A 23,763-nucleotide genomic window follows, 5' to 3' on the forward strand; every position below is an offset into this window, starting at 1 on the left:
GACGCGCTTCCAGCTCATGTCGGTGACGTGCAGCAGGCCGTCGATGCCGCCCAGGTCCACGAACGCGCCGTAGTCGGTGATGTTCTTGACCACGCCTTCGCGGACTTCGCCTTCCTGCAGCTGGGAGACCAGCTCGGTGCGCTGTTCGGCGCGGGCTTCCTCGAGGATCGCGCGGCGCGAAACCACGATATTGCCGCGCGGACGGTCCATCTTCAGGATCGCGAACGGCTGCTCGCGGCCCATCAGCGGGCCGACGTCGCGCACCGGGCGGATGTCGACCTGGCTGCCCGGCAGGAAGGCCGAGGCGCCGCCGAGGTCGACGGTGAAGCCGCCCTTCACGCGGCCGACGATGGCGCCCATCACCGGCTCATTGCGCTCGTAGACGGCTTCCAGGCGCGTCCAGGCTTCCTCGCGGCGGGCCTTGTCGCGCGACAGCACGGCTTCGCCCATGGCGTTTTCGACGCGTTCCAGGAACACTTCGACGGTGTCGCCGACCTTGATCGGGGCCTTGCCCTCTTCCTCGCCGAACTCCTTCAGCGAGACGCGGCCCTCGGTCTTCAGGCCCACGTCGATGATCGCGATGTCCTTCTCGATCGCGACGACCTTACCTTGGACGACCTGACCTTCCATGAAGTCACGTCCGCCCATGGACTCGTCCAGCAGGGCGGAGAAGTCGTCGCGGGTGGGATTGAGGCTCATATCGTCAGCCATGGATCTCTTCTTCAAAATGACGTCGCGGCCCGCGCAGCTTTGCTGTCGGACGGAATCCCCGCGTCGGGTTAAGGGTTGAACCGAAGACGCCAAAGGATGGCCCCTGGCGTAAGTGGATTTTGCCCGCAGCCGTTCGAGGGTAAGGCGCGGTTGGATTTGCCGGGGCGCCTGTCCCTTTCAGGAAGACATCCACCTGGCGCGCGCCGCCTCGACGATGCGGCGGGCCGCATCGGCGGCCTGCGATATACTCATTTCGGAGGTGTCCAGCAAGGTCGCGTCCGGCGCGGGCCGCATGGGCGCGGCCTCGCGCTCGCCGTCGCGCTCGTCCCGGCGGCGGATATCGGCCAGGACGGTCTTCAGGCTGACCCGCTCGCCGGCGGCCTTCAGCTGCTTCCAACGGCGCTCGGCGCGCACCTCGGGGCGGGCGGTGACGAACAGCTTGGCCGGGGCGTCCGGGACGATCACCGTGCCGATGTCGCGCCCATCGAGGATCGCGCCGCCGTCCTGGCGCGCGAAGGTGCGCTGGAAGTCCCAGAGCGCGCCGCGCACCCGGGGATGCACGGCCACCCGGCTCGCCGCCTCGCCGGCCTTGCGGGTGCGCAGGTCGGGGTTCTCGAGCTGGTCGGCGGTGATCAGCGCCGCGGCGGCGGTCGCGGCCTCGTGGTCGTCAAGGTTCTCGCGCGCCTGCAGCATGGCCATGCCGACGCAGCGGTAGAGCAGGCCGGTGTCCAGCACCGGAAGGTCGAAGGCCTCACCCAGCTGCTTGGCGATGGTGCCCTTGCCCGAGGCCGCCGGCCCGTCGACGGCCACCACGAAGGTGGTCAGCGGTTCGGGGTCATGCTGGCTCACGCGCTCCTCTCCCCCGAGCGCTGCGAGAGAGCGAGAGGGCAGGGAGAGGGCCGCGCCAAGGGCGCCCCCTGCCCCAAAGCTCCCCATATGTTCACATCAACCTCATGGGAAGTCCAACTCGCCTGACCCCGGCAGCGACCTTGGCCCGCGCCCGCGAACTTCGCCGGCAGGACACCATCGCCGAGGCCCGGCTGTGGAACGCCCTCAGAGCCCACCGGCTCGGCGGCGGGGAATGGAAACGTCGGGTCCCCTGGGGCCCCTATTTCCTGGATTTCCTCTGCCGGGACGCGGCCTTGGTTGTGGAAGTCGATGGCGGGCGGCACAGCGAGCAGGTCGACGACGCGCGGCGGACCGCCGTCATCGAACGCTCGGGACTGCGTGTCCTCCGGTTCTGGAACACCGATGTGCTGACCAACCGAGACGGGGTCTGTTGCACGATCCTTGAAGCCTGTGGCGGCGAGCGGCCCGGGTTTGACCCTCTCCCTACCCTCTCCCTCTCTTCGCTGCGCTCGGGGGAGAGGAGGCCGCCACGCCCCTGATCCTCCTCTCCCCCCGCGGAGCGGGGAGGGAGAGGGCAGGGAGAGGGCGGCGCTCACGCTGAAATCTCCGCGCCCAGGCCGCGCATGAGCGCCAGGAAGCCGGGGAAGCTGGTGGCGATCATGCCGGGCTCGTCCACGGCCACGGGCGCGCCCGCCGCCAGGCCCAGGATCAGGTGGCTCATGGCGATGCGGTGGTCGCCGTGGGTCGTGACCCGCGCGCCGCCGGCCACCCCGTGGTTTCCGCGCACGGTTCCCATCACCGTCAAGCTGTCCGGCCCCTCCTCGACGGCCACGCCGCAGGCGGCGAGGCCCGCGGCCATGAGGGCGATCCGGTCGCTCTCCTTGACCCGCATCTCGCCGATGCCGCGCATGGCGGTCGGGCCCTCGGCGAAGGCCGCCGCCACGGCCAGGATCGGATATTCGTCGATCATCGAGGGCGCCCGCTCCGGCGGGACCTCGACGCCCACCAGCTCAGAATGCCGCGCGGTGACGTCGCCCACCAACTCGCCGCCCTCCTCGCGGACATTGGCCACCGACAGGTCCGCGCCCATCTCGCCCAGGGTGTCCAGGAGGCCGATACGCAAGGGATTCAAGAGCACGCCCTCCACCGTCACCTGCGACCCCGGGGTGATCAACGCCGCCACCAGCGGGAAGGCCGCCGAGGACGGATCGCCCGGCACGCGGATATTCGTCCCGGTGAGCCGCTGGCCGGGCGGCAGCACGATGCGGCGGCCGCCGTCCGCCTCCTCCACCAGCACCTCCGCGCCGAAGCCGCGCAGCATCCGCTCGGTGTGGTCGCGGGTGGCCTCGGGCTCCATCACCTCGACGCCGCCCGCCGCGTTCAGCCCGGCCAGAAGGACGGCGGACTTCACCTGGGCCGAGGGCTCCGGCAGGCGGTAGGCGATATGCTTCAGGCCGCCGCCCTGCAGGGTGAGCGGCAACCGCCCGCCGGCCCGGCAGATCCAGCGCGCGCCCATCTCGCCCAGGGGTTTCAGCACCCGGTTCATCGGCCGCCCGCGCAGGGAGGCGTCGCCGGTGAAGGTCGCGCTGAGCTCGAACCCCGCCGCCGCCCCCATGATCAGCCGCACGCCCGTGCCGGCGTTGCCGCAGTCGACGATGTCGGCGGGCTCCGTGAAGCCGCCGCGCCCCTCGATGCGCCAGCGCCCTTCGCCCAGCCGTTCAGCGCCCGCGCCGAAGGCCGCCATGGCCGCCGCGGTGCGCTTGACGTCCTCGCCTTCCAGCAGGCCCTCGACCTCGGTGACGCCCGTCGCCAGGGCGCCCAGGATCAGCGCGCGGTGCGATATGGACTTGTCCCCCGGCGCGCGCACGCGCCCCGTCAGGGCGCCGGCGTGCGAGGCGGTCATTGACGCCGCCGTCATCTTGAGAAAACGAGCCTCCGCGGCCTGGCGGTTTCTGTGAGGGGGATTGCTTTTGACAGCCGGTCCCGTGCGTGGCAAGGGAGCCCGCTTCTCAGGCCGCCCGCCATCTATCTTTTGAGGATCATAGCTTTGGCCAATCCGGAACTAGGCTCCAAGCAGGTCTGCCCTAACTGCCAAGCGAAATTCTACGACCTGGGCAAGCGCCCGGCGCATTGCCCCAAGTGCGACACCGAATTCGACCCCGACGAAGCGGTCCGTAACCGCCGCGTCCGCGCCCGCGCCGTGACGCCGGAGCCGGAAGCCGACGAGGAACGCGAGGATCAGGTCCTGGGCGACACCGAGGCCGAGGACGAAGAAGAGGAAGAAGAGGTCGTCACCCCCGAACTCGACGAGGTGATCGACGACCCGGTGCTGGCCGCCGACGATGACGAGGACGCCGCCGAACCCGGCCCGGCCGTCTCCGAGGATCTGGGCGAGTTCACCGAGGAGGAAGAGGTCGAGGACGACGCCGACGTGCCCTTCCTGGAAGAGGACGAGGATGACGATTTCGACGATTCCGAGATCGAAGGCCTGCCCGACGAGGGCGACGTCGACGACCGCTAGGACGCGGATGGGTCCGGCGCGACGAAAAACCCTCACCAGATGGGTTGATCGCGCCGGACTGTTTGAATAGGTTCCGCGCCTTCCTGACGGGCCGCCCGGCTTCGGAGGGAAGGCCCAGACCTTGGGGCTATAGCTCAGCTGGTAGAGCGCTTGAATGGCATTCAAGAGGTCAGCGGTTCGACTCCGCTTAGCTCCACCATGGAGGCCCGTAGGAAACCCCTACGGGCCTTCGCCTTTTCCGGGCCCGCCCTAGCGCTGTTGCAGGGCTTCCGCCGTGGCGGCCTTCAGCTTGCGGATGCGTTCCTGATAGAGCCGCGCCAGGCGGTCGGGGTCGGAGACGTCGCTGCGGGCGTCGCGCCAGGCCAGCTGGTGTTCGCGCAGCAGATCGCGGTCCTGGTGGGCCGCCAGGGCCTCGGCGTAGGCCTGCCGCAGGTCGTCCTGGAGGCGCTTCAGCTTCGCATCGCCGCAGATCGTCCGGTCCGCCGGGGTCGGCTGGGCCGCGCAGCCGGCGGCCGCGGGCTTGTCCGCACCCAGGCGATCGGCAATGGGCCGGTCTGAAGCGGGCTTATCAGCGACAATCGGCGTCGGCTCCGGCGACGCCGCGGCCGGGGCGACCGGAGCGGCGGCGCGCGGTGTGGGCGGCGGCGGCGAATCCGCGGGTATGGGCGCGGCGTCGGCGCCATGCGCGGGCTCGAGAGCGTCGGTTGGCGTGGCCGGCGGCGCGGAACTGTCCGCCGAAGACGCTGGCGCCGCATCCGGAGCGGTCTCAGCGGCAGCGGCCGGGTTCGGCGGCTCGGCGGCCGGCGCGGGCGGAGCCGCGAGCGCCGCCGTCTGGATCGGACCGGCGGGCAGCGGGCCTTCGTGGACAATGCCATAGGCCCACCAGCCCAGCGCCAGGCCGAACGGCACGCCCAGCACGAAACCCGCGAGCATCCGGAAGTGCGTCTTGCGCGGCGGCGGCGGCCGCTGGGGCGGCGCGGCGCGGGGCGGATCGGGATCGACAAGGTGCAGCGGCCGGTCATCCGCCATCGTCCGGAAACCGGGCGGGGCCGGCGCCGCCTCGACCGGCGGCTCCGGTTCTGGCTCGGGCTCCACGGCCGCGGCCGCGGCGGCCATCTCCCGCTCAGCCGGCGGCCGCCAGGCGGGCATCGGCGGCACATCGTCCTCATCCGCCTCGAATGCGGCGGCGTCCGGCGCCTCGGCCTCCAGGGGCTCGGCGAGGTCGAAGTCGATGTGGCGCGGCTCGGCCGGCCGGCGCTTGCCGAACCGATGGCGCTGCGCCGGCGCCTCGCGGCGCGCGGCCATCTCCTGGAGGATCCTATAGGTGAAGGCGGCGTCGCCCTGCCGCCGGCTCGACTCCAGCAGTTGCCGGAGCTCTTGCCCCGACGCGTCGGTAAGGTTCACTTGCGGCATCGACAGGCCGTCCTGGGCGCTTCTCAAATCCAGTCGCCAGCGCCCGTCACTTCACCAGCAGCGCCAGTATCGGGTGGGTCGCGCCGCGTGGGAAGGCCTATCGCGCATAACGGCTGCGACCGAAGGTCCGCGGTTCAAACCCGCTACATCGCCGTGCGCAGGGTGAGCAGTTCCGGGAAGAGCTGCCGGTCCAGGGCTTTGACGAGGTAGGAGACGCCCTCCGATCCGCCGGTGCCGCGCTTGAAGCCGATGATCCGCTCCACGGTCTTCATGTGGGTGAAGCGCCATTGCTGCAGGCGGTATTCCAAGTCGACGAGCTTCTCGCCAAGCTCATAGAGGTCCCAGTAGGCGTCGGTGCGCCGGTAGATCTCCAGCCAGGCCGCCTCCACGGCGGCGTCGGGGACGTAGGGCTGGCTCCAGTCGCGCTCCAGATGATCGGCGGGAATGGCGAAGCCGCGGCGGGCCAGAAGGCGCAGGGCCTCGTCATAGAGGCTGGGGGCGTTCAGCAGGGCCTCAAGGTCGGCGCGGCGGGCGGGGGCGGCGTGGTGGACGTCCAGCATGCGCCGGTCCTTGGCGCCAAGCAGGAACTCCAGCTGGCGGTACTGGAAGGACTGGAAGCCGGAGCTCGCCCCCAGGCTTTCGCGGAAGTGGGCGTAGTCGAAGGGGGTCATGGTGGCCAGGATCTCCCAGGCCTGGATCATGTGGGCCTGGATACGCGCCACCCGCGACAGGGTCTTGAAGGCCGCGCGCAGATCGTCGGCGGCGATCCGCTCGGCGGCGCTGCGGATCTCGTGGATCGAGAGCTTCAGCCAAAGCTCCGTGGCCTGGTGGATGACGATGAACAGCAGTTCGTCGTGTTCGTCGGTCTTGGTCGCCTGGGCGCCGAGCAGGGTCTCCAATTGCAGGTAGTCGCCGTAATCCATCGCTCAATGTCCTCGCGCCGCGGTGGCGCGAGGTTACGGCCCAGGCCTTCGCGGAAAGCAACCGGCCGGACCGATCCGAACCCGCGAGACCTAGGCGAAGGCCCCTGTGGCGGACTATGCAGGGCGCGGACGATGCAGGCGCAGTAAGCCTTGGGGGCGCCGACGTGACAGGCCTGATCCGCACTTCCCAAATCCCGACCTCGGCGGCGATCGCCGTCCTGGCCGTGGCCGTCCTGGCGCTCACGGCCTGCGAGAAGGGCAAGCCGCGGCATCCGCCGCCCGATCCCATGGCCCTGCCCGACGCGCCGGAAGCCCCGGCGCCGGTGCGCTCGACCGGCCTGCCGAAGAGCCCGCAGCCGGCGGCCTTCTCCCTGGACCAGCTGGGCGCGACGGCCAGCCCGCTCTCCAAGCCCACGGTGACGGCGCCGGCCAACCAGCCGCTGGCCTTCAGCGGCTTCGCCTACGATGCAGCCACCGGACAACCGGCCAGGGGCGTCGACCTGGTGATCGACGGCCAGGCGCACGGCACGGCCTATGGCGCGGCGCGGCCCGATGTCGCGCGCTACTTCAAGTCGCCCGCCCTTCTCGACGTGGCCTTCAAGGCGACCCTGCCGGCGGGCAGCCTGACCGTCGGGGCGCATACCCTGCTGATCCGGGTCGTGAGCGCCGATGGCAAAAGCTACGCCGAAGGCCAGGCCATCCCCTTCCAGCTGCGCTGAGGGCTCCAGGCCGCGTCATTGAAACCGCCCGAGGCGATCCCCACCTAGTCCTTGTCCGGTTGGGCCGCGCCGCTGCCGGGCGGCCCGGCCGGAGAGTCGCTTTCACTGGGACTCTTCGAGGATGAACAGGTCGGTACTTTTCGACAGCCCGTTTCTTTTGGGCTTCGAGCACACCCGCAGTCTGATCGAGCGCGCCGCCAAAGCGGCCGCCGAGAGCTATCCCCCCTACAATGTGGAGGATCGCGGCGATGGCGGGATCCGCATCACCCTGGCCGTGGCCGGCTTCTCGCCGGACCAACTGGAGGTGACGGTGGAGGACCGTCAGCTGACGGTCGTGGGCCGCCGCAACGACAACGCCGCGCGGCCGGAGGACGCCTACCTGCATCGCGGCATCGCCGCGCGCGGTTTCATCCGCAGTTTTGTCCTGGCCGACGGCATGGTGGTGGAGGAGGCGAGCCTCGCGCATGGCCTCCTGCACATCGACCTGGCCCGGCCCGAGCCCGAGAAACGGGTGCTCAGGGTGCCGATCCGCACCGGAGCCTGACCAGGATCGTTAAGTATCAAACAGGAGACAGTCGGATGTCCGATGTCTCTGCAATTGGGCGACAGGCTGAACCGGCGGTCGCTCGAGGCGTTGAGTTCACGGAGGTGGTCATGATGACGCCCGTTTTATCGACTGAAGCTTTTGCGGCGCTGGGCGCCCCGAACCTTGTCTATGTGCGCCCGGTGAGCGCGGCCGAGATCCTGGCCAGCGTCCCCTCGGCCCAGATCCAAGGTTTCGACCTGGCGCCCGACCAGACCCTCTACGCGGTGCACCGCGCCGATGGCGAACGCCTGGCGGTGCTCACCGACCGCGATTCCGCCGTCGCCGCCGCCCTCGCCCACGAGCTGGCGCCGGTCTCTGTCCACTAAGCAGACAGGCTACTAAGGAAATAGGACGGTTCAGGCCGCCGAAGGGCGGTTGGCCTGGACCGGGTCCTGCGCAAGCAGGGCGTGGATCGCGTCGGCCGTGCGCGCCTGGCGCAGCTGCTGGCGCAGGTCCGACTGGCGCAGGAGGCGCGAGACGCGGGCCAGGGCGCGCAGGTGCTCGACGCCCGTCGCTTCCTTCGGCGCGAACAGGGCGAAGATCAGGTCCACTGGCTGATCGTCCACCGAATCGAAGTCCACCGCATGCTCCAGGCGCACGAAGACGCCGCGCAGGCGCTGCAGGCCTTCCAGCCGGGCGTGCGGGGCGGCCACGCCGTGGCCGACGCCTGTCGAGCCCGCCTGCTCACGCTCGGTGAGCGCGTCCAGCACGTCGCCGGCGTCCAGGCCGAGGTTGCGGGCGGCGATCTCGGCGACCACCGCCAGCGCCTTGCGCTTGTTGGCGGCGCTCACGCGCAAGGAGATCGCGCTGCGATCGAGGAGTTCGCCGATCTGCATCTTGTCTCTTTAAGAAGCTCGCACTGCTCTCTTAAGGTCCGCACCCGACCGCAGACCGCCCCATCGTCCCGTCAGCTCCATCGTCGTCAAACCCGGAAGGCGCGCCCCTTAAGCGCCCGCCGCGCCGACCGATCCCGCGCCGTTGGTCCGCGTGCGCTCGGGATCGATCCAGCCGATGTTGCCGTCGGGGCGGCGATATACCACGGACAATCCGCCATGCGCGGCGTTTCGGAACACGATTGTTTGAGATTCGGTCAGGTCCAGCTCCATCACCGCCATGGAAACGGTCATGACCCCGATCGGCGTCTCCGTCTCGGCGATCACCATGGGCTCGGGGAAGCCGTTCTGGACCGCGTCCTCATCATCGTCGAGGTCATCGTCCGGAGCCTGCAGCACGTAGTGGGCGGCGGTCTCGGCCTGGCGGGCCAGCGCCTGCGGATGGTGGTCCTTCAGCCGGTTCTTGTAGCGGCGGATGCGCTTCTGCATCTTGGCGATGGCCGCATCGAAGGCCAGGTGCGCGTCGCCGCCCAGGCCGTGGGTGGTGAGCTGCTGGCCTGAGGCCAGGGTGACGGCGCAATCCACCTTGAAGGCGTGGCCCTCTCGGCTGACCACCACGTCGGCGCCGCCGCCGTCACGGTCGAAGTATTTGCCAATGCTGAGGGAGAGTTCGTCGGAGACCCGCGAGCGCAGGGCCTCGCCAACGTCGACATGTTTGCCGGTGACTTGGACTTGCATGTGAGGATCAACGCGCCCGGGCCGCGAAGGTGGCAAGGAACTTGTCGGTGAACGGCCGAGCTAGGCGATTTCCTTCAACCGCCGCCGCCGCTCCACGGAGGACGGGATGCGCATGGCCTCTCGGTATTTGGCCACGGTGCGCCGGGCGATGTCGACGCCGGCTTCTTTCAGTATGTCGACGATGGTGTCGTCGGAGTGGACGTCGCGCTCGGACGCCTCGGTGTCGATGAGCTGCTTGATCTTGTGGCGCACGCTCTCGGCGGAGTGGGCCTCGCCGCCCTCGGTCGCCTGGATCGCCGAGGTGAAGAAGAACTTCATCTCGAAGACCCCGCGCGGGGTGGCCAGGTACTTGTTGGAGGTCACCCGGCTGACGGTGCTTTCGTGCATGCCGATGGCGTCGGCGACGGTCTTCAGGTTCAGCGGCCGCAGGTGCTCGACGCCATAGGCCAGGAAGGCGTCCTGCTGGCGCACGATCTCGGACGACACCTTCAGGATGGTCTTGGCCCGCTGGTCGAGGCTCTTCACCAGCCAGCTGGCCTGGGCCAGGCAGTCGGTGACGAAGGTCTTCTCCTGGTCGGTGCGCGCGCTGGCCGAGACGCGGGCGTGATAGCGCTGGTCGACCAAGAGGCGCGGCAGGGTCTCGGAGTTCAGCTCCACGTGCCAGAGGCCGCCCAGGCCCTCGCGCACATAGACGTCGGGGACCACGGTCTGGGCCGGCTCGCCGCCGAAGGCCGCGCCGGGCCGGGGCGTCAGCGCCCGCAGCTCGGCCACCATCTCGCGCAGATCCTCATCGTCGACCCCGCAGGCGCGCTTCAGCGCCGGCATGTCGCGCTTGGCGAGCAGCGGCAGGTTTTCCAGCAGCGCCGCCATGGCCGGGTCGTAGCGGTTGCGGTCCTTGAGCTGGATCGCCAGGCACTCGGCCACGTCGCGGGCGCAGACGCCCACCGGCTCGAAGCCCTGGATCACCGTCAGCACCCGCTCCAGCAGGTCGACGCCGCAGCCCAGGCGCTCGGCGACCTCGGCCAAGTCCGCGCGCAGGTAGCCGCCCTCATCCACCGCATCGATCAGCACCAGGGCGGCGGCGGCCTCAGCGCCCGCGAGGCCCGCGGCGGAGAGCTGGTCCTGCAGATGTTCGGCTAGGGTCTTGTCGTGGGTGAGCGCGCCTTCCAGCCCGTCGGCGTCGCCTTCGAACGACCCGCCGCTCTTGGCCTTCGACCAGTCGATGGAGGCGCCGGCGTCAGCCGCGCCCATGGAGGGCTCGCTGTCGCCGGTGACCTGCTCGCCAGGCGAGGCTTCGTCGTGCGTCGCGTCCATCTCGGCGCGGGAGACCGAATCCTCGACGCGGTCGGTGGCGTAGTCGGCGGCGGCTTCGATGGGGGCTTCGGCGTCCGGCTCGTTGTCGCGCTCGTCGCGCTGCAGCAGCGGGTTGCGCTCCAGCTCGGTCTCGACGAAGGCCTCGAGCTCGAGATTCGACAACTGCAGCAGCTTGATCGCCTGCTGCAGCTGCGGCGTGATGACCAGTCCCTGGCCCTGCCGGATCTCGAGTCGCGCGCTGAGCGCCAAGACAAAGCCCCCTCTGGCCTGTTTCTTGCTTTGACCTTAGCCAATGGAAGGGAACCGATTGGTTAACGGCCCGCGCGAAGACCGCGGGACGGCGCTTTTTCGTGGGCGAGATTGCTGGCAGCAGCCTGGCAGGATAGGCTTCCGTCATGCGCCGTGCGGATAGGCTCTTCCAGATCATCCAGGTTCTGCGCCGCACCCGCCAGCCGGTGACCGCCGAGGCCATGGCCGCGGAGCTGGAGACCTCCAAGCGCACCGTCTACCGCGACATCGCCGACCTGATCGGCCAGCGGGTGCCGATCCGCGGCGAGGCGGGCGTCGGCTATGTGCTGGACGGCGGCTTCGACCTGCCGCCCCTGATGCTGACCCCGGACGAGATCGAGGCGGCGGTGCTGGGCGCCCAGTGGGTGGCCGGCCGCGGCGATCCGGCGCTGGCGCGCGCGGCGCTGGACCTGATCGCCAAGATCGGGGCGGCGGTGCCCGAGCGCTTGCGGCCCCTGGCCCTGGAGCCCTCGGCGCGGGCGGCGACGCGCTGGAACATCGTCCCCGACAGCATCGACATGGCCCAGGTGCGCCACGCCATCCGCAACGGCCACAAGATCGCGCTGAGCTACCGCGATGAGCAGGAGCGGGTGAGCCAGCGCACCGTCTGGCCCTTCGCCGTCGGCTATCACGAGACCGTCCGGCTGATCGTCACCTGGTGCGAGCTGCGCACCGATTTCCGCAGCTTCCGCACCGACCGGGTGGCGGGCGCGGAGTTCCTCGATGAGCGCTATCCCGAGCGGCCGGCGGCGCTGCGCGCCCGCTACCGCAAGCTGATAGCCGACAAGATGGCGCAGATGGGGATCTCGCCCCCAGCGGAGCCCTAGGGGCTCAGCGCCGGTCCAGGCCGGCCGCGGTGACTTCCGAGACCAGAAGGTCGGTGAAGGCGCGGACGATGCGCGGCAAGCGCCGCCGGCGCAGGACGATCACATCGATATGGGCCTGGCGGAATGCCGCGTCCGCAAGGGGGATCACCCGGAACGCGGCGTCCGGGGGGCAAGCGCGGCGCGGCAGGACCGCGACGCCGCCGCAACGGACGAACTCGCGCAGCATCTCGAAGACATTGCTCGACAGCGCAGGCTCAAGGCGGACGCCTTGGGCCGCGGCCGCACGGTCCAACAGCCGCCGCACGCCGAAGCCGGAATCCGGCAGGGCCAGGTCGAACCCGGCAAGCTGGCTCAGGTCGACCGTCGCGGCGTCGGCCAGGGCATGGCCTGCCGGCGCGAGCGCCACAACGGGCTCCGGGATCGCAGCCAGGGAGACGATTTCGGGATCGGGCTCCGCCCCGAAGGTCAGGCCGACGTCGCACGCGGTGAGGCGCACCGCCTCGACCACCTGCGGCGCCGGCATCTGGCGCATCTCGAAGGTGACGGAGGGATAGCGGATCCGCAGGGCCGCTGCGGCCTTGATCGGCCCCGCCGTAGCCACGCTCTCCACCAACGCGACGCGAACCAGCCGGCGTTGCACCCCGTGCAGGTCGTTCAGGTCGGTGCGCAGGGTGTCGTAGTCGAGCAGCACCGATCGCGCGTAGTCGGCCACCATGCGGCCGGCATGAGTCAGGACGACGCCCGCCGCGCCGCGGTCGAAGACCGGGGTCCCGACCTCACGTTCCAACTGCGCGACGTGGCGGCTCACCGACGAGGGGGCGACACCCAACTCTTCGCTGGCCTTGCGGATGGATCCCGTGCGGACGGCGGCGTCGAACGCCCGCAGGCTTCCAGAGAACATGCCGCCACACTCCGATGCGCGTCCCAGATTTGTGGCTTTCGACTAAGGTGGCGTTGCGTTTTACGCAACGTGGCGGCCACGACTTCGCTCTGGCGCCCAGCGCGGCGGGCAATACCCTGTGAGGCCTTCGTCAGAGGACGCCCACGATGATCAACCGCCGTTTCGCCCTGCTCGCGGGACTCGCCGCCGCGGCGCCCGGACCGATCCTCGCGGCGGCCAAGCCACCCCAGGGCGTGATCCTGACCTATCTCGGCAACGCGGGGTGGCGCATCGAGGACGGCCGCACGGTGGTGATCGTCGACCCGTTCCTGAGCCAGTTCCACCTGCCGCGCGCCTTCTACCGCAGCGCCTCCGAAGACGATGGAACGGACGACGTGCTGGTTCCGGACGAAGCCCAGATCGACGCCCATGTCCCGCGGGCGGACTTCGTGCTGGTCACCCATGCGCACCAGGATCACATGCTGGACGTACCCACGGTGGCCAAGCATACCGGCGCGACGGTGATCGGGTCAGAAGGCGCCGGCAAGATCGCCCGCGCCGAGGGCGTTCCGGAGAAACAGCTCATCATCGTCAAGGGCGGCGAGGATCTCGAGTTCGGCGCGTTCAGCCTGCGGGTCATCCCAAGCCTGCACTCCGAACTTGCCGGCAAGCACTACAACAACTCGCCGTTCGCCGGGCCGGTGGCCGACGATCTCAAGCCGCCGCTGCGTGAGTCCGCCTATCACGAGGGCGGCACGTTCGCTTACCTGCTGCGCATCGCCGGCCACCAGGTGCTGATCATGGGCGGCATGAACTTCATCGAGCGCGAGATGGAGGGCTTGCGCCCCGACATCGCCCTGATCGGCGCCGGCGCCTCGCACCGGGAGGTCCACGACTACGCGGGCCGGCTGATGCGAGCGCTGGGCGACCCGCCGGCCGTCTTCCCGACCCATTGGGATTCCTACGCCAACATGACGGCGGAGGCGGCCCGGCATGGTGCGGACCTGTTCGCCGCGGAGATCAAGGCGGCGTCGCCTAGGACCCGGGTGATCATCCCGGCCTATTTCGAGCCGATGACCTTCGGCGCATCCGGATCCGGGAGGGCGAAGGCGCCCGGCGGTTGACCTTGCCGGACCTGGAGGCGGAGAGTGGGCCAATGCCTCCGGACGTCGATTTCGTCGTGCGCCTGGCGGTCGCGGCCGTCCTCGGCAGTCTTATCGGCCTCGACCGCGAGCGCCTGCAGTGGGCGGCCGGCCTGCGCACCCACATGCTGGTCTGCGTCGGCGCCTGCCTGGCGATGATCGTCTCGGCCTACGGCTTCAACGACGTCCTGGTCACGCAGAGGATCGTCCTGGACCCCTCGCGGGTGGCGGCGCAGGTGGTGAGCGGCGTGGGCTTCCTGGGCGCGGGCTCGATCATCCTGCGCAACGAGGTGGTGAAGGGCCTGACCACGGCGGCCAGCCTGTGGACCGTCGCCGCCATCGGTCTGGCGGTCGGCTGCGGCCTCTATGCGCCGGCCGTGGCGGGCACGGTGATCGTGCTGATCATCCTGGCCGGCCTCAAGCCCATCGAGGCGCGCTTCAAGCCGAAGCGCCATGCCGCCGAGATCGCGCTCTCCGCCCCGCGCGGCCTGATGTCCGTGGGTCTGCTCGAAGAGACCTTGGGCCGCCACGCGGCCAATGTGACCCAGCTCATCGTCCGGCCCGGCGACGCGGCGGACCGCGACGAGGTCAGCATCACGCTCGGGAGCGCGCCGCCGCGTGTGGTTGACGAAGCCATGGCGGCGCTCTCCAGGGCGCCGGGCCTGACGGACGTGCAGCTCGTCCGGATGGTGCGCTAGATCGGCGGCCGCCCGGGCTCGGCGAAGGTGTCGCCCAGGTAGACGCGGCGCACTTCCGGGTCGTCGACGATCTCGCTGGGGGCGCCCTCGAACAACACCTCGCCAGCGTGGATGATCGAGGCGCGGTCGATGATGTCCAGGGTCTCGCGGACGTTGTGGTCGGTGATCAGGATGCCGATGCCGCGGCGCTTCAGATAGGCCACCACCTCGCGGATGTCGGCGATCGCCAGGGGGTCGATGCCGGCGAAGGGTTCGTCCAGCAGCATGAACGAGGGCTCCGAGGCCAGCGCGCGGGCGATCTCCACGCGCCGCCGCTCGCCGCCGGAGAGCGAGATGGCCGGCGCGTTGCGCAGGTGCTCGATGTGCAGCTCTTCCAGGAGTTCGGTGACCAGCTCCCGCGCGCGCTTCTTGTCGCGCTCGCGCAGTTCCACCACCGCCATGACGTTCTCGCCCACGCTCATGCCGCGGAAGATCGAGGTTTCCTGCGGCAGGTAGCCCACGCCCATGCGGGCGCGCTGGTACATGGGCTGGGCGGTGATGTTCTCGCCGTCCAGGTAGATCGCGCCATAGTCGGCGGCGATCAGGCCGGTGATCATGTAGAAGCAGGTGGTCTTGCCGGCGCCGTTGGGGCCAAGCAGCCCCGCGACCTCGCCGCGCGCCAGGCGCAGGCTGACGCCCTTGACCACCGGACGGCCGCGGAACGACTTGCCGATGTTGTCCACGACCAGGCCTTCGCCGGCTAGGCCGGGGGGCGATTCGAAGCGTTCGATCTTCAAGCGTTCACCGCGCCGCTCACTTGGCGACTTTCTTCTTGGTCTTGGTTGGGGCCGGGGCCGGCGTTCCGTTCTCGGCGGCGGTAGCGTCGGCGTCCTTCGGATAGAACACCCCACGCGGCCGATTCTTGGCGCCGGGCCCGACGGCCTGGCCCTCCACATGGCCCTCGCCGGTCTGGGTGTTGTAGACCATCTTGGTGCCGCGCATCACGTTCTGGCCCTCGACGGAGGTCACGTCGCCGGTGACGGTGAGGGTGGTGGTCGCCGCGTCGTAGAAGCCGTTGTCGCCATGCACCCGTTTGCCGTCGGCGGTGGCGTAGTAGACGTTGCCCTTGGCCTCGAGCGTGGTCATCTCGCCGCAGTCGCTGTCGGTGCTGCCGCCCGAGGTGGTGGTTGCGGGCTTCTGGCCCTTCTTCACCTCCAGGTGGGCGATCATGATGTCCGAGCGCAGGCGCGAGGTGTCCTGCAGGGCCTCGGCCGAGCCGGTCCAGATCGAGACGCAGTCGGCGTTGTGGGTTTCCAGCTGATCGGCTGTGATGTCGATGGGTGATTTTTTGGGGCGCGGCTTGCCGTTGGCGGGCGCGTCCGCCGCAGGCGGCGTCTGGGCCGGAGCTGGAGCCGCCGCCGCCGGCTTGGCGGGCGCCGCGGCGAGCGAGCCGCCCGCCAGCAGGCTGGCCGCCGCTGTCGCCGCGATTGCGATCAGGCTCTTCATCGGCGGGATCAGCCTCACTTCGGTTGCAGGCGCGTGTGCACCGCGCCCGTGAAGACCGCGCGCGCGCCCTGATCATAGACGCCATAGGACCTCGATTGGATTTCTCCAAGCGGCCCTGCGCCCTGGACGGGCACGGAGCCGACCAGTTCGCCGGTCTTGGTGTTGAACAGCGAGAACTCGGTGTCGAAGGCGCCGCGGGCGTCGAACATGTGGACGTGGTGGCTCACCTCCAGCATGCCGGTGTCCTCGTGATAGAGGCCGTTGTCGCCGGAGACGTGCTGCGGATTGGCCCCGTCGGAGTCCAGCACCAGCACGGGCTTGTCCAGGAACACCCGCTGATAGTTCTGCGGGTCGCGGGTCGCGGTGACCGAGGTCAGGATGAAGGGCCGGCCCCGTTTGTCGCGGCCGACGAAGTGCGGCTTGATAAGGCGGATCGGGTCGTTGGAATCCCGCGACGAGGTGCGCTGGGTGGTGAAGGCGTTGTAGGCCACCAGGCTGGTGAGGCCGCCCAAGATCGCGGCGATCAGAACCGGCAGCAGCACGCGCAGTCCATGGATCATCCGCGAGCGGCGGCGCCATTGCAGGGCGGTCGCCCGGCGCGAGGCGCCCTCTGCGGGAACGACCGGAACGGGAATGTCGGAGACGGCGGCCATGTCAGCTGTGCGCGAAGATGTCCATGTCCTCCCAGCCGGCCACGTCCAGCAGGGCGCGGTGCGGCAGGAAGCCGAAACAGGCCCGGGCCAGGCCGTCGCGGCCCTCGCGGACCAGCATTTCGTCCAGCCGCGTGCGCAGCGCATGCAGGTGCAGGACGTCGGAGGCGGCGTAGGCCACCTGGTCCTCGCTGAGCTTGGCCTGACCCCAGTCGGAGCTCTGCTGGGCCTTGGAGATGTCGATCCCCAGCAGCTCCTTGGTCACGTCCTTCAGCCCGTGGCGGTCGGTGTAGGTGCGCGCCAGCTTGGACGCGATCTTGGTGCAGTAGACGGGGGCGGTCACCACCCGCAGATGCAGCCAGAACATGGCGATATCAAAGCGTCCGAAGTGGAAGATCTTCAGCACATCGGGGTCGGTCAGCAGCCGCTTGAGGTTCGGTGCGTCGTAGGTGGCCCGGTCCAGCTGCACCACATGAGCCTCGCCCTCGCCGTCGGAGAGCTGCACCACGCAGAGCGGATCTCGGCCCAAGCGCAGGCCCATGGTCTCCGAATCGATGGCCACCACGCGTGCGCCGGCCAGGACGCCGTCCGGCAGATCGCCCTGATGCAGGAAGGTGTCGGCCTTTTTCACGCGCGCTCCGGCTGTCTGACACCGTCACCAATATAGGGATGGCGCGCGCGAGGGTAGAGGCGGTCCTTCGACGCGGGCGGAAGCGCCGCCCCGAAGGGCGGCGTCGCCTTGCGTAAGGATGGTGCCCAGGAAAGGACTCGAACCTTCACGGCCGTTAAGCCACTGGCACCTGAAGCCAGCGCGTCTACCAATTCCGCCACCTGGGCCCGATCCGTCGGATCGCGCGAGCCGGCTTCCTTATAGCTCCGCCCTGCGGCGGTCAACGCCTCCCGCCGCGGCGATGACGGGCGGCGGATTGCAGCAGGGCGCGGCATCGTCTATCGGCATGGCCATGCAGAACCTCGTCACCGTCTTCGGCGGATCCGGCTTCATCGGCGCCCAGGCCGTGCGCCAGCTCGCCAAGGCCGGTTGGCGGATCAGGGTCGCCGTGCGCAATCCCGGCGCCGCCTACGCCATGCGGCTGCACGGCGACGTGGGCCAGATCGACATCGTCCAGGCCAATGTCCGCAACGAGGCGTCCCTGCGCCGGGCGCTCTCGGGCGCGACGGCGGCGGTGAACCTGGTGGCGGTGGCCTACGAGACCGGCCGCCAGGGCTTCCAGGCCCTGCACGTCATGGGCGCCAAGAACGTCGCCACCGCCGCCCGCGCCGAGGGCGTGAGCCGGTTGGTGCAGATGTCGGCCCTGGGCGCGGACGCCCTGTCGGGCTCCAAGTACGCCCGCACCAAGGCCGATGGCGAGGAGGCCGCGCGCGCGATCTACCCCGACGCCGTGGTCCTGCGCCCGTCCATCGTCTTTGGGCCGGAAGACAACTTCTTCAACCGCTTCGCCGCCATGGCGCAGATCTCGCCGGTCCTGCCGCTGGTCGGCGGCGGCCATACCCGCTTCCAGCCGGTGTTCGTGGGCGACGTGGCCAAGGCGATCGCCCGCGCCGTCGCCGACCCGGACTGCGCCGGCCGCACCTATGAGCTGGGCGGCCCGGCCGAGTTCAGCTTCCGCCAGCTGATGGAGATGATGCTGGCCGAGATCGGCAAGCGCCGGATCCTGCTGCCGCTGCCCTGGCCCGCGGCCAGCCTGGCCGGCGCGGGCGGCGACCTGATGCTGGGCCTGCTGGGCGACAGCCTGATCGTCCCGCCGGTGACCGCCGACCAGGTGACCCTGCTGAAGGCCGACAACGTGGTCAGCGGCGCCCACCTGGGCCTCACGGACCTCGGCATCACGCCCACGACCCTGGAGGCGGTGCTGCCGAGCTACCTCTACCGCTACCGCAAAGGCGGCCAGTACGCCGACCAGGAAGACCGCGAATACGCTGCGGTCTAGGCGCTAGCGCGGCGCGAACAGCAGTCCCAGACCGATGCCGCCGATCAGTATCCTGAGCCAGCCGAAGGGCGCGTAGCCGCGCCGCGTGATGACCGCCAGCATGGCGCGGATCACGAACAGGGCGACGACGAAGGAGACCACGAAGCCGATGGCCACCAGGCCCGTGTGGCCGGTGTTGAGCTCGTGGCGATTCTTCCAGGCGTCGACGGTGAAGGCGCCGGCCATCACCGGGATCGCCAGCAGGAAGGAGAACTCGGCGGCGGCGCGCTTCTCCACCCCCATCAGCATCGAGCCCACGATGGTGGCGCCGGAGCGCGAGACGCCGGGGACCAGCGCCAGGCACTGGAAGACGCCGATGACGAAGGAGGTGCCGAGCGGTATGGCCATGACGTCGCGGCGGGTCGGATAGGGCGCGAAACGGTCGATCAGCAGCAGCACCACGCCGCCGACGATCAGGGTCGAGCAGATCAGCTTGGGGCTCTCGAACAGGATCTGCTTGATCACGTCGTGCAGAAGCAGGCCCGCCACCGCCGCCGGCAGGAAGGCCACCAGGATCGACAGGACGAAACCCCGCGCCCGGGGCACGGTCGGGACCAGGACGGCGATGCTCCACAGGCGGCGGAAATAGAGCACGACCACGGCCAGGATCGCCCCTAGCTGGATCAACACGCAGAAGGTGTCCCAGAAGGGCTCCTTGAGCCCCATGGCCTGCTTGGCCAGCAGCAGCATGCCCGTGGAGGAGACCGGGATGAATTCGGTGAGACCCTCGATGACGCCCAGGATGACGGCGTAGATCCAGTCGGTCATGGCGCTCCCCGCGCGCGGCCGATTCTGCTCCTCTGGCCGCTTAAGCTAAGCAATGGTCGCCTAGGGTGAAGAAGCCGTTTACCGGCCTTTCCCCTCGCCGGAGCCGAATCTCGGGGTATATCGGGGCGCAGGCGACCGGATACGGGGATCGACAGGCATGGGCTCGGCGGATGGCCGCCAGACGGACTTCAGCGGCGCCATCCAGGCGGCCCTGCAGCGCGGCGACCGGATGGGCGCGCTGGCGCTCCTGTCCCAGGCCGAGCAGGCCGCGCCGGGCGACAAGGCGCTGAAGATGCAGCGGGCCATGGTGCACCGGGCGTCCGGCAACCTGACGGCGGCGCTGGCGGCGCTGGACGATGCGCTCAGCCTCGACCCCTACGACTTCGTGGCCCTGCTTTCCAAGGCCGCGCTGATCGAGCGGCTGGATGGCGAGCGGGCGGCCGCGGCCCTTTACCGCAACGCCCTGGCCATCGCCCCGCCGGAGGACGAACTCCCGGCCCAGTTGCGCGCGCCCACCGAGCGCGCCCGCCAGGTGGTGGCCCAGACCCGCGAGGCCCTGGAGGCGCATCTGCTGGCCAAGACCGCGGCGGCCGATTCCGAACTCTCCGGCGAGGCCCGCCGGCGCTTCGCCGAGAGCGTCGGCATCTTCTCCGGACGGCTGAAGGCCTACGTCCACGAGCCCCTGCTGCTGCACTATCCGCGCCTGCCGGCCATCCCCTTCTACGACCGCGCGCTCTTCCCCTGGCTGCCCGATCTGGAAGCGGCCAGCGGCCTGATCGTCGAGGAGCTGCAGGGCGCGCTGGCCGCCGCCAAGGGCGACTTCGCCCCCTACATCGCCTATCCCAAGGGCACGCCGGTCAACCAGTGGGGCGAGCTCAACCACTCCCCGCGCTGGAGCTCCTTCTTCCTGTGGAAGGACGGCGCGCGGCAGGACGGCGCCTGCAGGCTGTGCCCGAAGACCGCGGCCCTGCTTGAGCGCCTGCCGCTGGCGGCGACGCCGGGCTATGCGCCCACGGCGATGTTCTCGGCGCTGGAGGCCCACACCCACATCCCGCCGCACACCGGCTCGACCAATGTGCGCCTGCTCTGCCACCTGCCGCTGATCCTGCCCGGCCCCGCGCGTTTCCGGGTCGGCAATGAGACCCGCGACTGGAAGATGGGCGAGGCCTGGGTGTTCGACGACACCATCGAGCACGAGGCCTGGAACGACGCCGACGAGCTGCGGGTGATCTTGATCCTCGACGTCTGGAACCCGCTGCTGGAGCCCGCCGAGCGCGAGCTGGTCAGCGAGCTTCTGGTGGCGCGCAAGGGGTTCTACGAGGCTAGCTGAACTCCGGGTCCGGCCCCACATAGCGGGCGCGCGGGCGGATCTGGGCGCCGGACTGGCCCTGCTCGATGGCGTGGGCGATCCAGCCGGCGCAGCGGGCCACGGCGAACAGGGCGAAGGGCGCGTCGGGCGGCAGCTTCAGCGCCTCGCAGCCGGCCATAAGGGTGAAGTCGACGTTGGGGGCCAGGCCGGTGACCGCCTTCACCGCCTGCTGCAGGGCCAGAAGGTCCGGCGGCGGCGTGAACCGTTCCAGCAACGCCGCGGCGCGCGGGTCGTCGTCCGGATAGAGCATGTGGCCGAAGCCCGGCAGGGCGCGGTCCTCGGTCAGCCGGTTGGCGATGGCCTGGCGCGGCCCGTGCTGGGCGGCCTCCGCGGCGAAGGTGCGCACCGCCTGGGTCGCGCCGCCGTGCCGTGGGCCCGACAGCGTCGCCAGCCCCGCCAGCGCGCTGGCCGACAGCGAGGCGCCCGTCGAGGCCGCCACCCGGGCCGCGAAGGCCGAGGGGTTCAGCTCGTGGTCGGCCACCAGCACCAGGATGCGGCGGATCAGGTCCGCCCCTGGGCCGCCGGGACCCTGGCCCCAGGCCAGCGCCAGGCGGTTGTGGATCGCCCCGCCCCAGGCCTCGCCGGCCACCGCATCGGTGAGCACGTCCAGCAGCGTCGCGGCCTCCACCGCCAGCACCAGCGGATGGCGTCCGCGCGCCGGCGGATCGGACCCGGCCCGGGCCGCCAGCGCCAGGTAGGCGCGGGTGCGCATGTCGGGATGCTTCGGCGGATCGGGCCGCTCGGTGCGCTTGAGCGCCGCCCCGTGGCCGCCGCGCAGCAGGCGGGCCACCGATTCCAGGGTCTCGGTCTCCGCCAGGCGGATGGCGTCGCGGCCGCGATAGAAGAGCCGCCCGCCGGCCACGGTGGTGATCTCCGAGGCCAGCACCGGCTCGCCCCAGGCGATGGCCCCGGCCGCCACCTCGGAGACCTTGCGGCTGCGCGACTTGCGCTGGGTCAGGGCGCTGATGTCGGCGGCCCGGTAGAGGCTGCGGCGGGGGTCGGCGGGATCGGGGCGCACCTGCACCCGGCCGCGGCTGACATAGGCATAGAGGGTCTGTGGGCGCACACCCAGGCGGTCGCGGGCCTCCTCGGCGGCGATCCAGTCAACGGCGCCCTTGGCGGCGGCTTTCCCTGGCGGGTTCATATATTGATTATGTTGATCAAGATTGACGATGTCAGCTTGGAGGCATTTCTGACGGCCAGCAAGCAAGAACTGGAGATCGTCATGTCGGATGGGTTTGACGGGCTGGCCAATCCCGATGGCCTTGAGGGCGTCGTCGCCGCCAACACCGTGCTGTCGGAGGTCGACGGCCAGGCCGGGCGGCTGATCATCCGCGGCCACGACCTGGACGAACTGGCCGGCCGCACCAGCTTCGAGCAGGTCACCCGCCTGCTCTGGGACGGGTTCTTCGACGGCCTGCCCGCCGACCTCGGCCCGGCGCTGGCCGCCGCCCGCGTGGAGGTGTTCTCCGAGGTCTCGGCGCTGGACACCGGCCTCCTCGACCGCACGCCGATCGAGGGGATGCGGGCGCTGACCGCACGGCTGGCCGACGGCGACAGCCTGCAGGCAGCCCTCCGCCTCATCGCCGCGCCCGCGGTGTTCACCGCCGCCATGGTGCGCGCCCAGGCGGGCGAGGCCCCGGTGCGCCCGGACCTGTCGCTGGGCCACGCCGCCGACGCCCTGCGCATGCTGCGCGGCAAGCCGGCGAGCCAGGCCGAGGTCGAGGCTCTGGACACCTACCTCGTCACGGTCAGCGACCATGGGCTGAACGCGTCGACCTTCACCGCCCGGGTGATCGCCTCGACCCAGGCGGGCCTGACCTCGGCGGTGCTGGGCGGGATCAGCGCGCTCAAGGGCCCTTTGCACGGCGGCGCGCCCGGGCCGGTCATCGAGATGCTGGACGGCATCGGAACCCCTGCGAACGCGCGCGCCTGGATCGAGGCGGCCCTGGCCCGCGGCGACCGGTTGATGGGCTTCGGCCACCGGGTCTACCGCGTGCGCGACCCGCGCGCCGACGCCCTGAAGGCCGCGGTGCGCAAGCTGACCGAGGGCGCGGGCGCCACGCCCGGCCGCCTGGCCTTCGCCGAGGCGGTGGAGGCCGCGGCCCTGGCGATCCTGAAGGAACGCAAGCCCGACCGGTCGCTGCAGACCAATGTCGAGTTCTACACCGCACTGTTGCTCGAAGCGCTGGCCTACCCGCCCAGCGCCTTCACCTGCGTCTTCGCCACCGGCCGGGTCGCCGGCTGGGTCGCCCACGCCCGCGAGCAGGTCATGGGCGGCCGCCTGATCCGCCCCGCCTCGCGCTACGTGGGGCCGATGCCGAAGAAGGCGGCATAGGGTCCGCACGCGATGGGATTGTCCTAAAAAGCCCGTCATCCCGGCCGTAGCGAGGCGGAGAGCCGGGAGCCAAGGGGGTTCAGGCTGTGCGGTTACCCCTGGGTCCTGGCTCGGCCTTGCAGGCCGTCCGGGATGACGGAGCTTTTTGAGCGGCTGATATCTATCAGATATCCGGCGCGTCCGATTGGGTCAGCCCCCTAGGAGTCCTTGCCCTTGTGGGGGTGGGTTAGCCGGTGTTCGGCGGCGCGGCGTCGTATTCGAGGGCTCTAGAGGCCGCCAGCGCCGGCGGCTCGCAAGCCGTCAGGCGCAGGGCGCCGGAGAGCGCCATGTCGGACTTGATCTGGCGGACCAGGGGCTCGAAGGGCAGGTCGAGGAAATCTTCACGACGGGCGGCTTCACCCAGGCGAGCCTCCAGGTCCTCGATCAGGACCTCGAACTCTTCCTCGTCGTTCTCGGCCTCGTCCCAGATCAGGCGGTTGAGCGCGCCGCGCACGCGCCGGCAGCGCTCGCCGACCTGGCGTTGACGCGCGGCGATCTGCGGATCGGCCGGTTCGTCGTCTTCGTCATCGTCGTGGGATTGGCGCGAGGCGTCGCGGTCCTCCCGCTCGGCCTTGCGCCGGGCGCGTTCGATCTTCAGCTCCAGGGCGAAGGTCTGGCGCACGCCGCGCGAGACCCGCTGGAACGCCAGGGCCAGCTTGTCGGCCTCGGCCGGCGTCTCCGCCG

General features: G+C 70.3%; 27 protein-coding genes, 2 tRNA genes and 1 pseudogene. 13 read left to right on the forward strand and 17 right to left on the reverse strand.

What is annotated here, in order from left to right; all coding sequences use genetic code 11:
- Window positions 1-711, reverse strand: a 711-nt coding sequence (locus tag E8A49_RS15125; RefSeq protein WP_293382959.1) for a S1 RNA-binding domain-containing protein, incomplete at its 3' end; no start/stop codon positions are given.
- A 177-nt stretch (window positions 712-888) separates the two neighbouring features.
- Window positions 889-1,560, reverse strand: a complete 672-nt coding sequence (gene cmk / locus E8A49_RS15130) for a (d)CMP kinase (protein ID WP_293382962.1) — start codon at window positions 1,558-1,560, stop codon at window positions 889-891.
- A gap of 140 nt (window positions 1,561-1,700) precedes the next feature.
- Here cmk and E8A49_RS15135 point away from each other — a divergent pair, with 140 nt between their 5' ends.
- Window positions 1,701-2,099, forward strand: coding sequence for a DUF559 domain-containing protein (locus tag E8A49_RS15135; RefSeq protein ID WP_293382965.1), 399 nt, complete (start codon window positions 1,701-1,703; stop codon window positions 2,097-2,099).
- A gap of 53 nt (window positions 2,100-2,152) precedes the next feature.
- Here E8A49_RS15135 and aroA read toward each other — a convergent pair whose 3' ends face one another.
- On the reverse strand, window positions 2,153-3,478 hold the full coding sequence (gene aroA, locus E8A49_RS15140; protein WP_293382968.1) for a 3-phosphoshikimate 1-carboxyvinyltransferase: 1,326 nt from the start codon (window positions 3,476-3,478) through the stop codon (window positions 2,153-2,155).
- Between the two features lie 129 nt (window positions 3,479-3,607).
- Here aroA and E8A49_RS15145 point away from each other — a divergent pair, with 129 nt between their 5' ends.
- Together E8A49_RS15145 and E8A49_RS15150 are read left to right on the forward strand one after the other, a co-directional pair.
- The gene (locus E8A49_RS15145) at window positions 3,608-4,081 is read left to right on the forward strand and encodes a TIGR02300 family protein (RefSeq protein WP_293382970.1); all 474 of its coding nucleotides are present in this window, start codon (window positions 3,608-3,610) and stop codon (window positions 4,079-4,081) included.
- A 123-nt stretch (window positions 4,082-4,204) separates the two neighbouring features.
- Window positions 4,205-4,280, forward strand: a tRNA-Ala gene (locus E8A49_RS15150).
- A gap of 50 nt (window positions 4,281-4,330) precedes the next feature.
- On the opposite strand, the gene E8A49_RS15155 is transcribed toward E8A49_RS15150, so the two are convergent.
- A complete protein-coding gene (locus tag E8A49_RS15155) occupies window positions 4,331-5,521 on the reverse strand; it encodes a hypothetical protein (RefSeq protein WP_293382973.1) in 1,191 nt (396 codons plus the stop codon).
- 116 nt (window positions 5,522-5,637) lie between these two features.
- Window positions 5,638-6,417, reverse strand: a complete 780-nt coding sequence (locus tag E8A49_RS15160) for a tryptophan 2,3-dioxygenase family protein (protein ID WP_293382976.1) — start codon at window positions 6,415-6,417, stop codon at window positions 5,638-5,640.
- 164 nt (window positions 6,418-6,581) lie between these two features.
- On the opposite strand from E8A49_RS15160, the gene E8A49_RS15165 reads away from it, so the two are divergent.
- The 3 genes from E8A49_RS15165 (at window position 6,582) to E8A49_RS15175 (ending at window position 8,048) form a co-directional block, all read left to right on the forward strand.
- On the forward strand, window positions 6,582-7,136 hold the full coding sequence (locus tag E8A49_RS15165; RefSeq protein WP_293382979.1) for a hypothetical protein: 555 nt from the start codon (window positions 6,582-6,584) through the stop codon (window positions 7,134-7,136).
- Window positions 7,137-7,257: 121 nt separating this feature from the next.
- On the forward strand, window positions 7,258-7,680 hold the full coding sequence (locus E8A49_RS15170; RefSeq protein WP_293382982.1) for an Hsp20 family protein: 423 nt from the start codon (window positions 7,258-7,260) through the stop codon (window positions 7,678-7,680).
- Window positions 7,681-7,790: 110 nt separating this feature from the next.
- Window positions 7,791-8,048 carry a DUF1150 domain-containing protein gene (locus tag E8A49_RS15175; protein ID WP_293382985.1) on the forward strand — a complete coding sequence of 86 codons (258 nt, stop codon included), beginning with the start codon at window positions 7,791-7,793 and terminating at the stop codon, window positions 8,046-8,048.
- Between the two features lie 30 nt (window positions 8,049-8,078).
- Here E8A49_RS15175 and E8A49_RS15180 read toward each other — a convergent pair whose 3' ends face one another.
- The 3 genes from E8A49_RS15180 to rpoN all read right to left on the reverse strand — a co-directional run bounded on the left by E8A49_RS15180 (window position 8,079) and on the right by rpoN (window position 10,856).
- On the reverse strand, window positions 8,079-8,558 hold the full coding sequence (locus tag E8A49_RS15180; protein WP_293382988.1) for a PTS sugar transporter subunit IIA: 480 nt from the start codon (window positions 8,556-8,558) through the stop codon (window positions 8,079-8,081).
- Window positions 8,559-8,666: 108 nt separating this feature from the next.
- Window positions 8,667-9,293 (reverse strand): ribosome-associated translation inhibitor RaiA, encoded by a 627-nt coding sequence (gene raiA / locus E8A49_RS15185; protein WP_293382991.1) that lies wholly within the window; start codon window positions 9,291-9,293, stop codon window positions 8,667-8,669.
- 60 nt (window positions 9,294-9,353) lie between these two features.
- Window positions 9,354-10,856, reverse strand: a complete 1,503-nt coding sequence (gene rpoN / locus E8A49_RS15190; RefSeq protein WP_293382994.1) for an RNA polymerase factor sigma-54 — start codon at window positions 10,854-10,856, stop codon at window positions 9,354-9,356.
- A 146-nt stretch (window positions 10,857-11,002) separates the two neighbouring features.
- Here rpoN and E8A49_RS15195 point away from each other — a divergent pair, with 146 nt between their 5' ends.
- Window positions 11,003-11,722, forward strand: a complete 720-nt coding sequence (locus tag E8A49_RS15195; protein WP_293382997.1) for a YafY family protein — start codon at window positions 11,003-11,005, stop codon at window positions 11,720-11,722.
- A 4-nt stretch (window positions 11,723-11,726) separates the two neighbouring features.
- On the opposite strand, the gene E8A49_RS15200 is transcribed toward E8A49_RS15195, so the two are convergent.
- Entirely contained in the window at window positions 11,727-12,623 is an 897-nt protein-coding gene (locus E8A49_RS15200) for a LysR family transcriptional regulator (RefSeq protein ID WP_293383000.1), read from the reverse strand.
- Between the two features lie 146 nt (window positions 12,624-12,769).
- Between E8A49_RS15200 and E8A49_RS15205 the strand changes: the two genes are divergently transcribed.
- Window positions 12,770-13,726, forward strand: coding sequence for an MBL fold metallo-hydrolase (locus E8A49_RS15205; RefSeq protein ID WP_293383003.1), 957 nt, complete (start codon window positions 12,770-12,772; stop codon window positions 13,724-13,726).
- A gap of 32 nt (window positions 13,727-13,758) precedes the next feature.
- Window positions 13,759-14,442 carry an MgtC/SapB family protein gene (locus E8A49_RS15210; protein ID WP_293383069.1) on the forward strand — a complete coding sequence of 228 codons (684 nt, stop codon included), beginning with the start codon at window positions 13,759-13,761 and terminating at the stop codon, window positions 14,440-14,442.
- Here E8A49_RS15210 and lptB read toward each other — a convergent pair.
- The 5 genes from lptB to E8A49_RS15235 all read right to left on the reverse strand — a co-directional run bounded on the left by lptB (window position 14,439) and on the right by E8A49_RS15235 (window position 17,414).
- Window positions 14,439-15,212: an LPS export ABC transporter ATP-binding protein gene (lptB, locus tag E8A49_RS15215; RefSeq protein ID WP_293383095.1), complete on the reverse strand. Its 774-nt coding sequence runs from the start codon at window positions 15,210-15,212 to the stop codon at window positions 14,439-14,441. The two genes, E8A49_RS15210 and lptB, sit on opposite strands and share 4 nt — an antisense overlap.
- Before the next feature lie 22 nt (window positions 15,213-15,234).
- A complete protein-coding gene (locus tag E8A49_RS15220) occupies window positions 15,235-15,927 on the reverse strand; it encodes an LptA/OstA family protein (protein WP_293383072.1) in 693 nt (230 codons plus the stop codon).
- Window positions 15,928-15,941: 14 nt separating this feature from the next.
- Window positions 15,942-16,580 (reverse strand): LPS export ABC transporter periplasmic protein LptC, encoded by a 639-nt coding sequence (lptC, locus tag E8A49_RS15225; RefSeq protein WP_293383075.1) that lies wholly within the window; start codon window positions 16,578-16,580, stop codon window positions 15,942-15,944.
- A 1-nt stretch (window position 16,581) separates the two neighbouring features.
- Window positions 16,582-17,208 (reverse strand): ribonuclease D, encoded by a 627-nt coding sequence (locus E8A49_RS15230; RefSeq protein ID WP_293383077.1) that lies wholly within the window; start codon window positions 17,206-17,208, stop codon window positions 16,582-16,584.
- A 119-nt stretch (window positions 17,209-17,327) separates the two neighbouring features.
- A tRNA-Leu gene (locus E8A49_RS15235) sits at window positions 17,328-17,414 on the reverse strand.
- Between the two features lie 119 nt (window positions 17,415-17,533).
- Here E8A49_RS15235 and E8A49_RS15240 point away from each other — a divergent pair.
- Window positions 17,534-18,526: a complex I NDUFA9 subunit family protein gene (locus tag E8A49_RS15240; RefSeq protein ID WP_293383079.1), complete on the forward strand. Its 993-nt coding sequence runs from the start codon at window positions 17,534-17,536 to the stop codon at window positions 18,524-18,526.
- A 3-nt stretch (window positions 18,527-18,529) separates the two neighbouring features.
- On the opposite strand, the gene E8A49_RS15245 is transcribed toward E8A49_RS15240, so the two are convergent.
- Window positions 18,530-19,333, reverse strand: a complete 804-nt coding sequence (locus E8A49_RS15245; protein WP_293383081.1) for an undecaprenyl-diphosphate phosphatase — start codon at window positions 19,331-19,333, stop codon at window positions 18,530-18,532.
- A gap of 157 nt (window positions 19,334-19,490) precedes the next feature.
- Here E8A49_RS15245 and E8A49_RS15250 point away from each other — a divergent pair, with 157 nt between their 5' ends.
- A complete protein-coding gene (locus tag E8A49_RS15250) occupies window positions 19,491-20,663 on the forward strand; it encodes an aspartyl/asparaginyl beta-hydroxylase domain-containing protein (RefSeq protein ID WP_293383083.1) in 1,173 nt (390 codons plus the stop codon).
- Here the strand turns inward: E8A49_RS15250 and E8A49_RS15255 are convergent.
- Complete coding sequence (locus E8A49_RS15255; RefSeq protein WP_293383086.1) at window positions 20,656-21,846, reverse strand: citrate synthase; 1,191 nt, start codon at window positions 21,844-21,846, stop codon at window positions 20,656-20,658. The genes E8A49_RS15250 and E8A49_RS15255 overlap by 8 nt on opposite strands.
- Window positions 21,847-21,927: 81 nt before the next feature.
- On the opposite strand from E8A49_RS15255, the gene E8A49_RS15260 reads away from it, so the two are divergent.
- Both E8A49_RS15260 and E8A49_RS15265 read left to right on the forward strand, forming a co-directional pair.
- The gene (locus E8A49_RS15260) at window positions 21,928-23,040 is read left to right on the forward strand and encodes a citrate synthase/methylcitrate synthase (RefSeq protein ID WP_293383089.1); all 1,113 of its coding nucleotides are present in this window, start codon (window positions 21,928-21,930) and stop codon (window positions 23,038-23,040) included.
- A gap of 30 nt (window positions 23,041-23,070) precedes the next feature.
- A pseudogene (locus tag E8A49_RS15265) lies at window positions 23,071-23,189 on the forward strand (hypothetical protein); the annotation flags it as partial.
- A 77-nt stretch (window positions 23,190-23,266) separates the two neighbouring features.
- Here E8A49_RS15265 and E8A49_RS15270 read toward each other — a convergent pair.
- On the reverse strand, window positions 23,267-23,763 hold a 497-nt coding region (locus E8A49_RS15270), incomplete at its 5' end, for a hypothetical protein (RefSeq protein WP_293383092.1).

Source organism: Phenylobacterium sp. (assembly GCF_004799515.1).
In the GTDB taxonomy this organism is placed as follows: Bacteria; Pseudomonadota; Alphaproteobacteria; order Caulobacterales; family Caulobacteraceae; genus Phenylobacterium.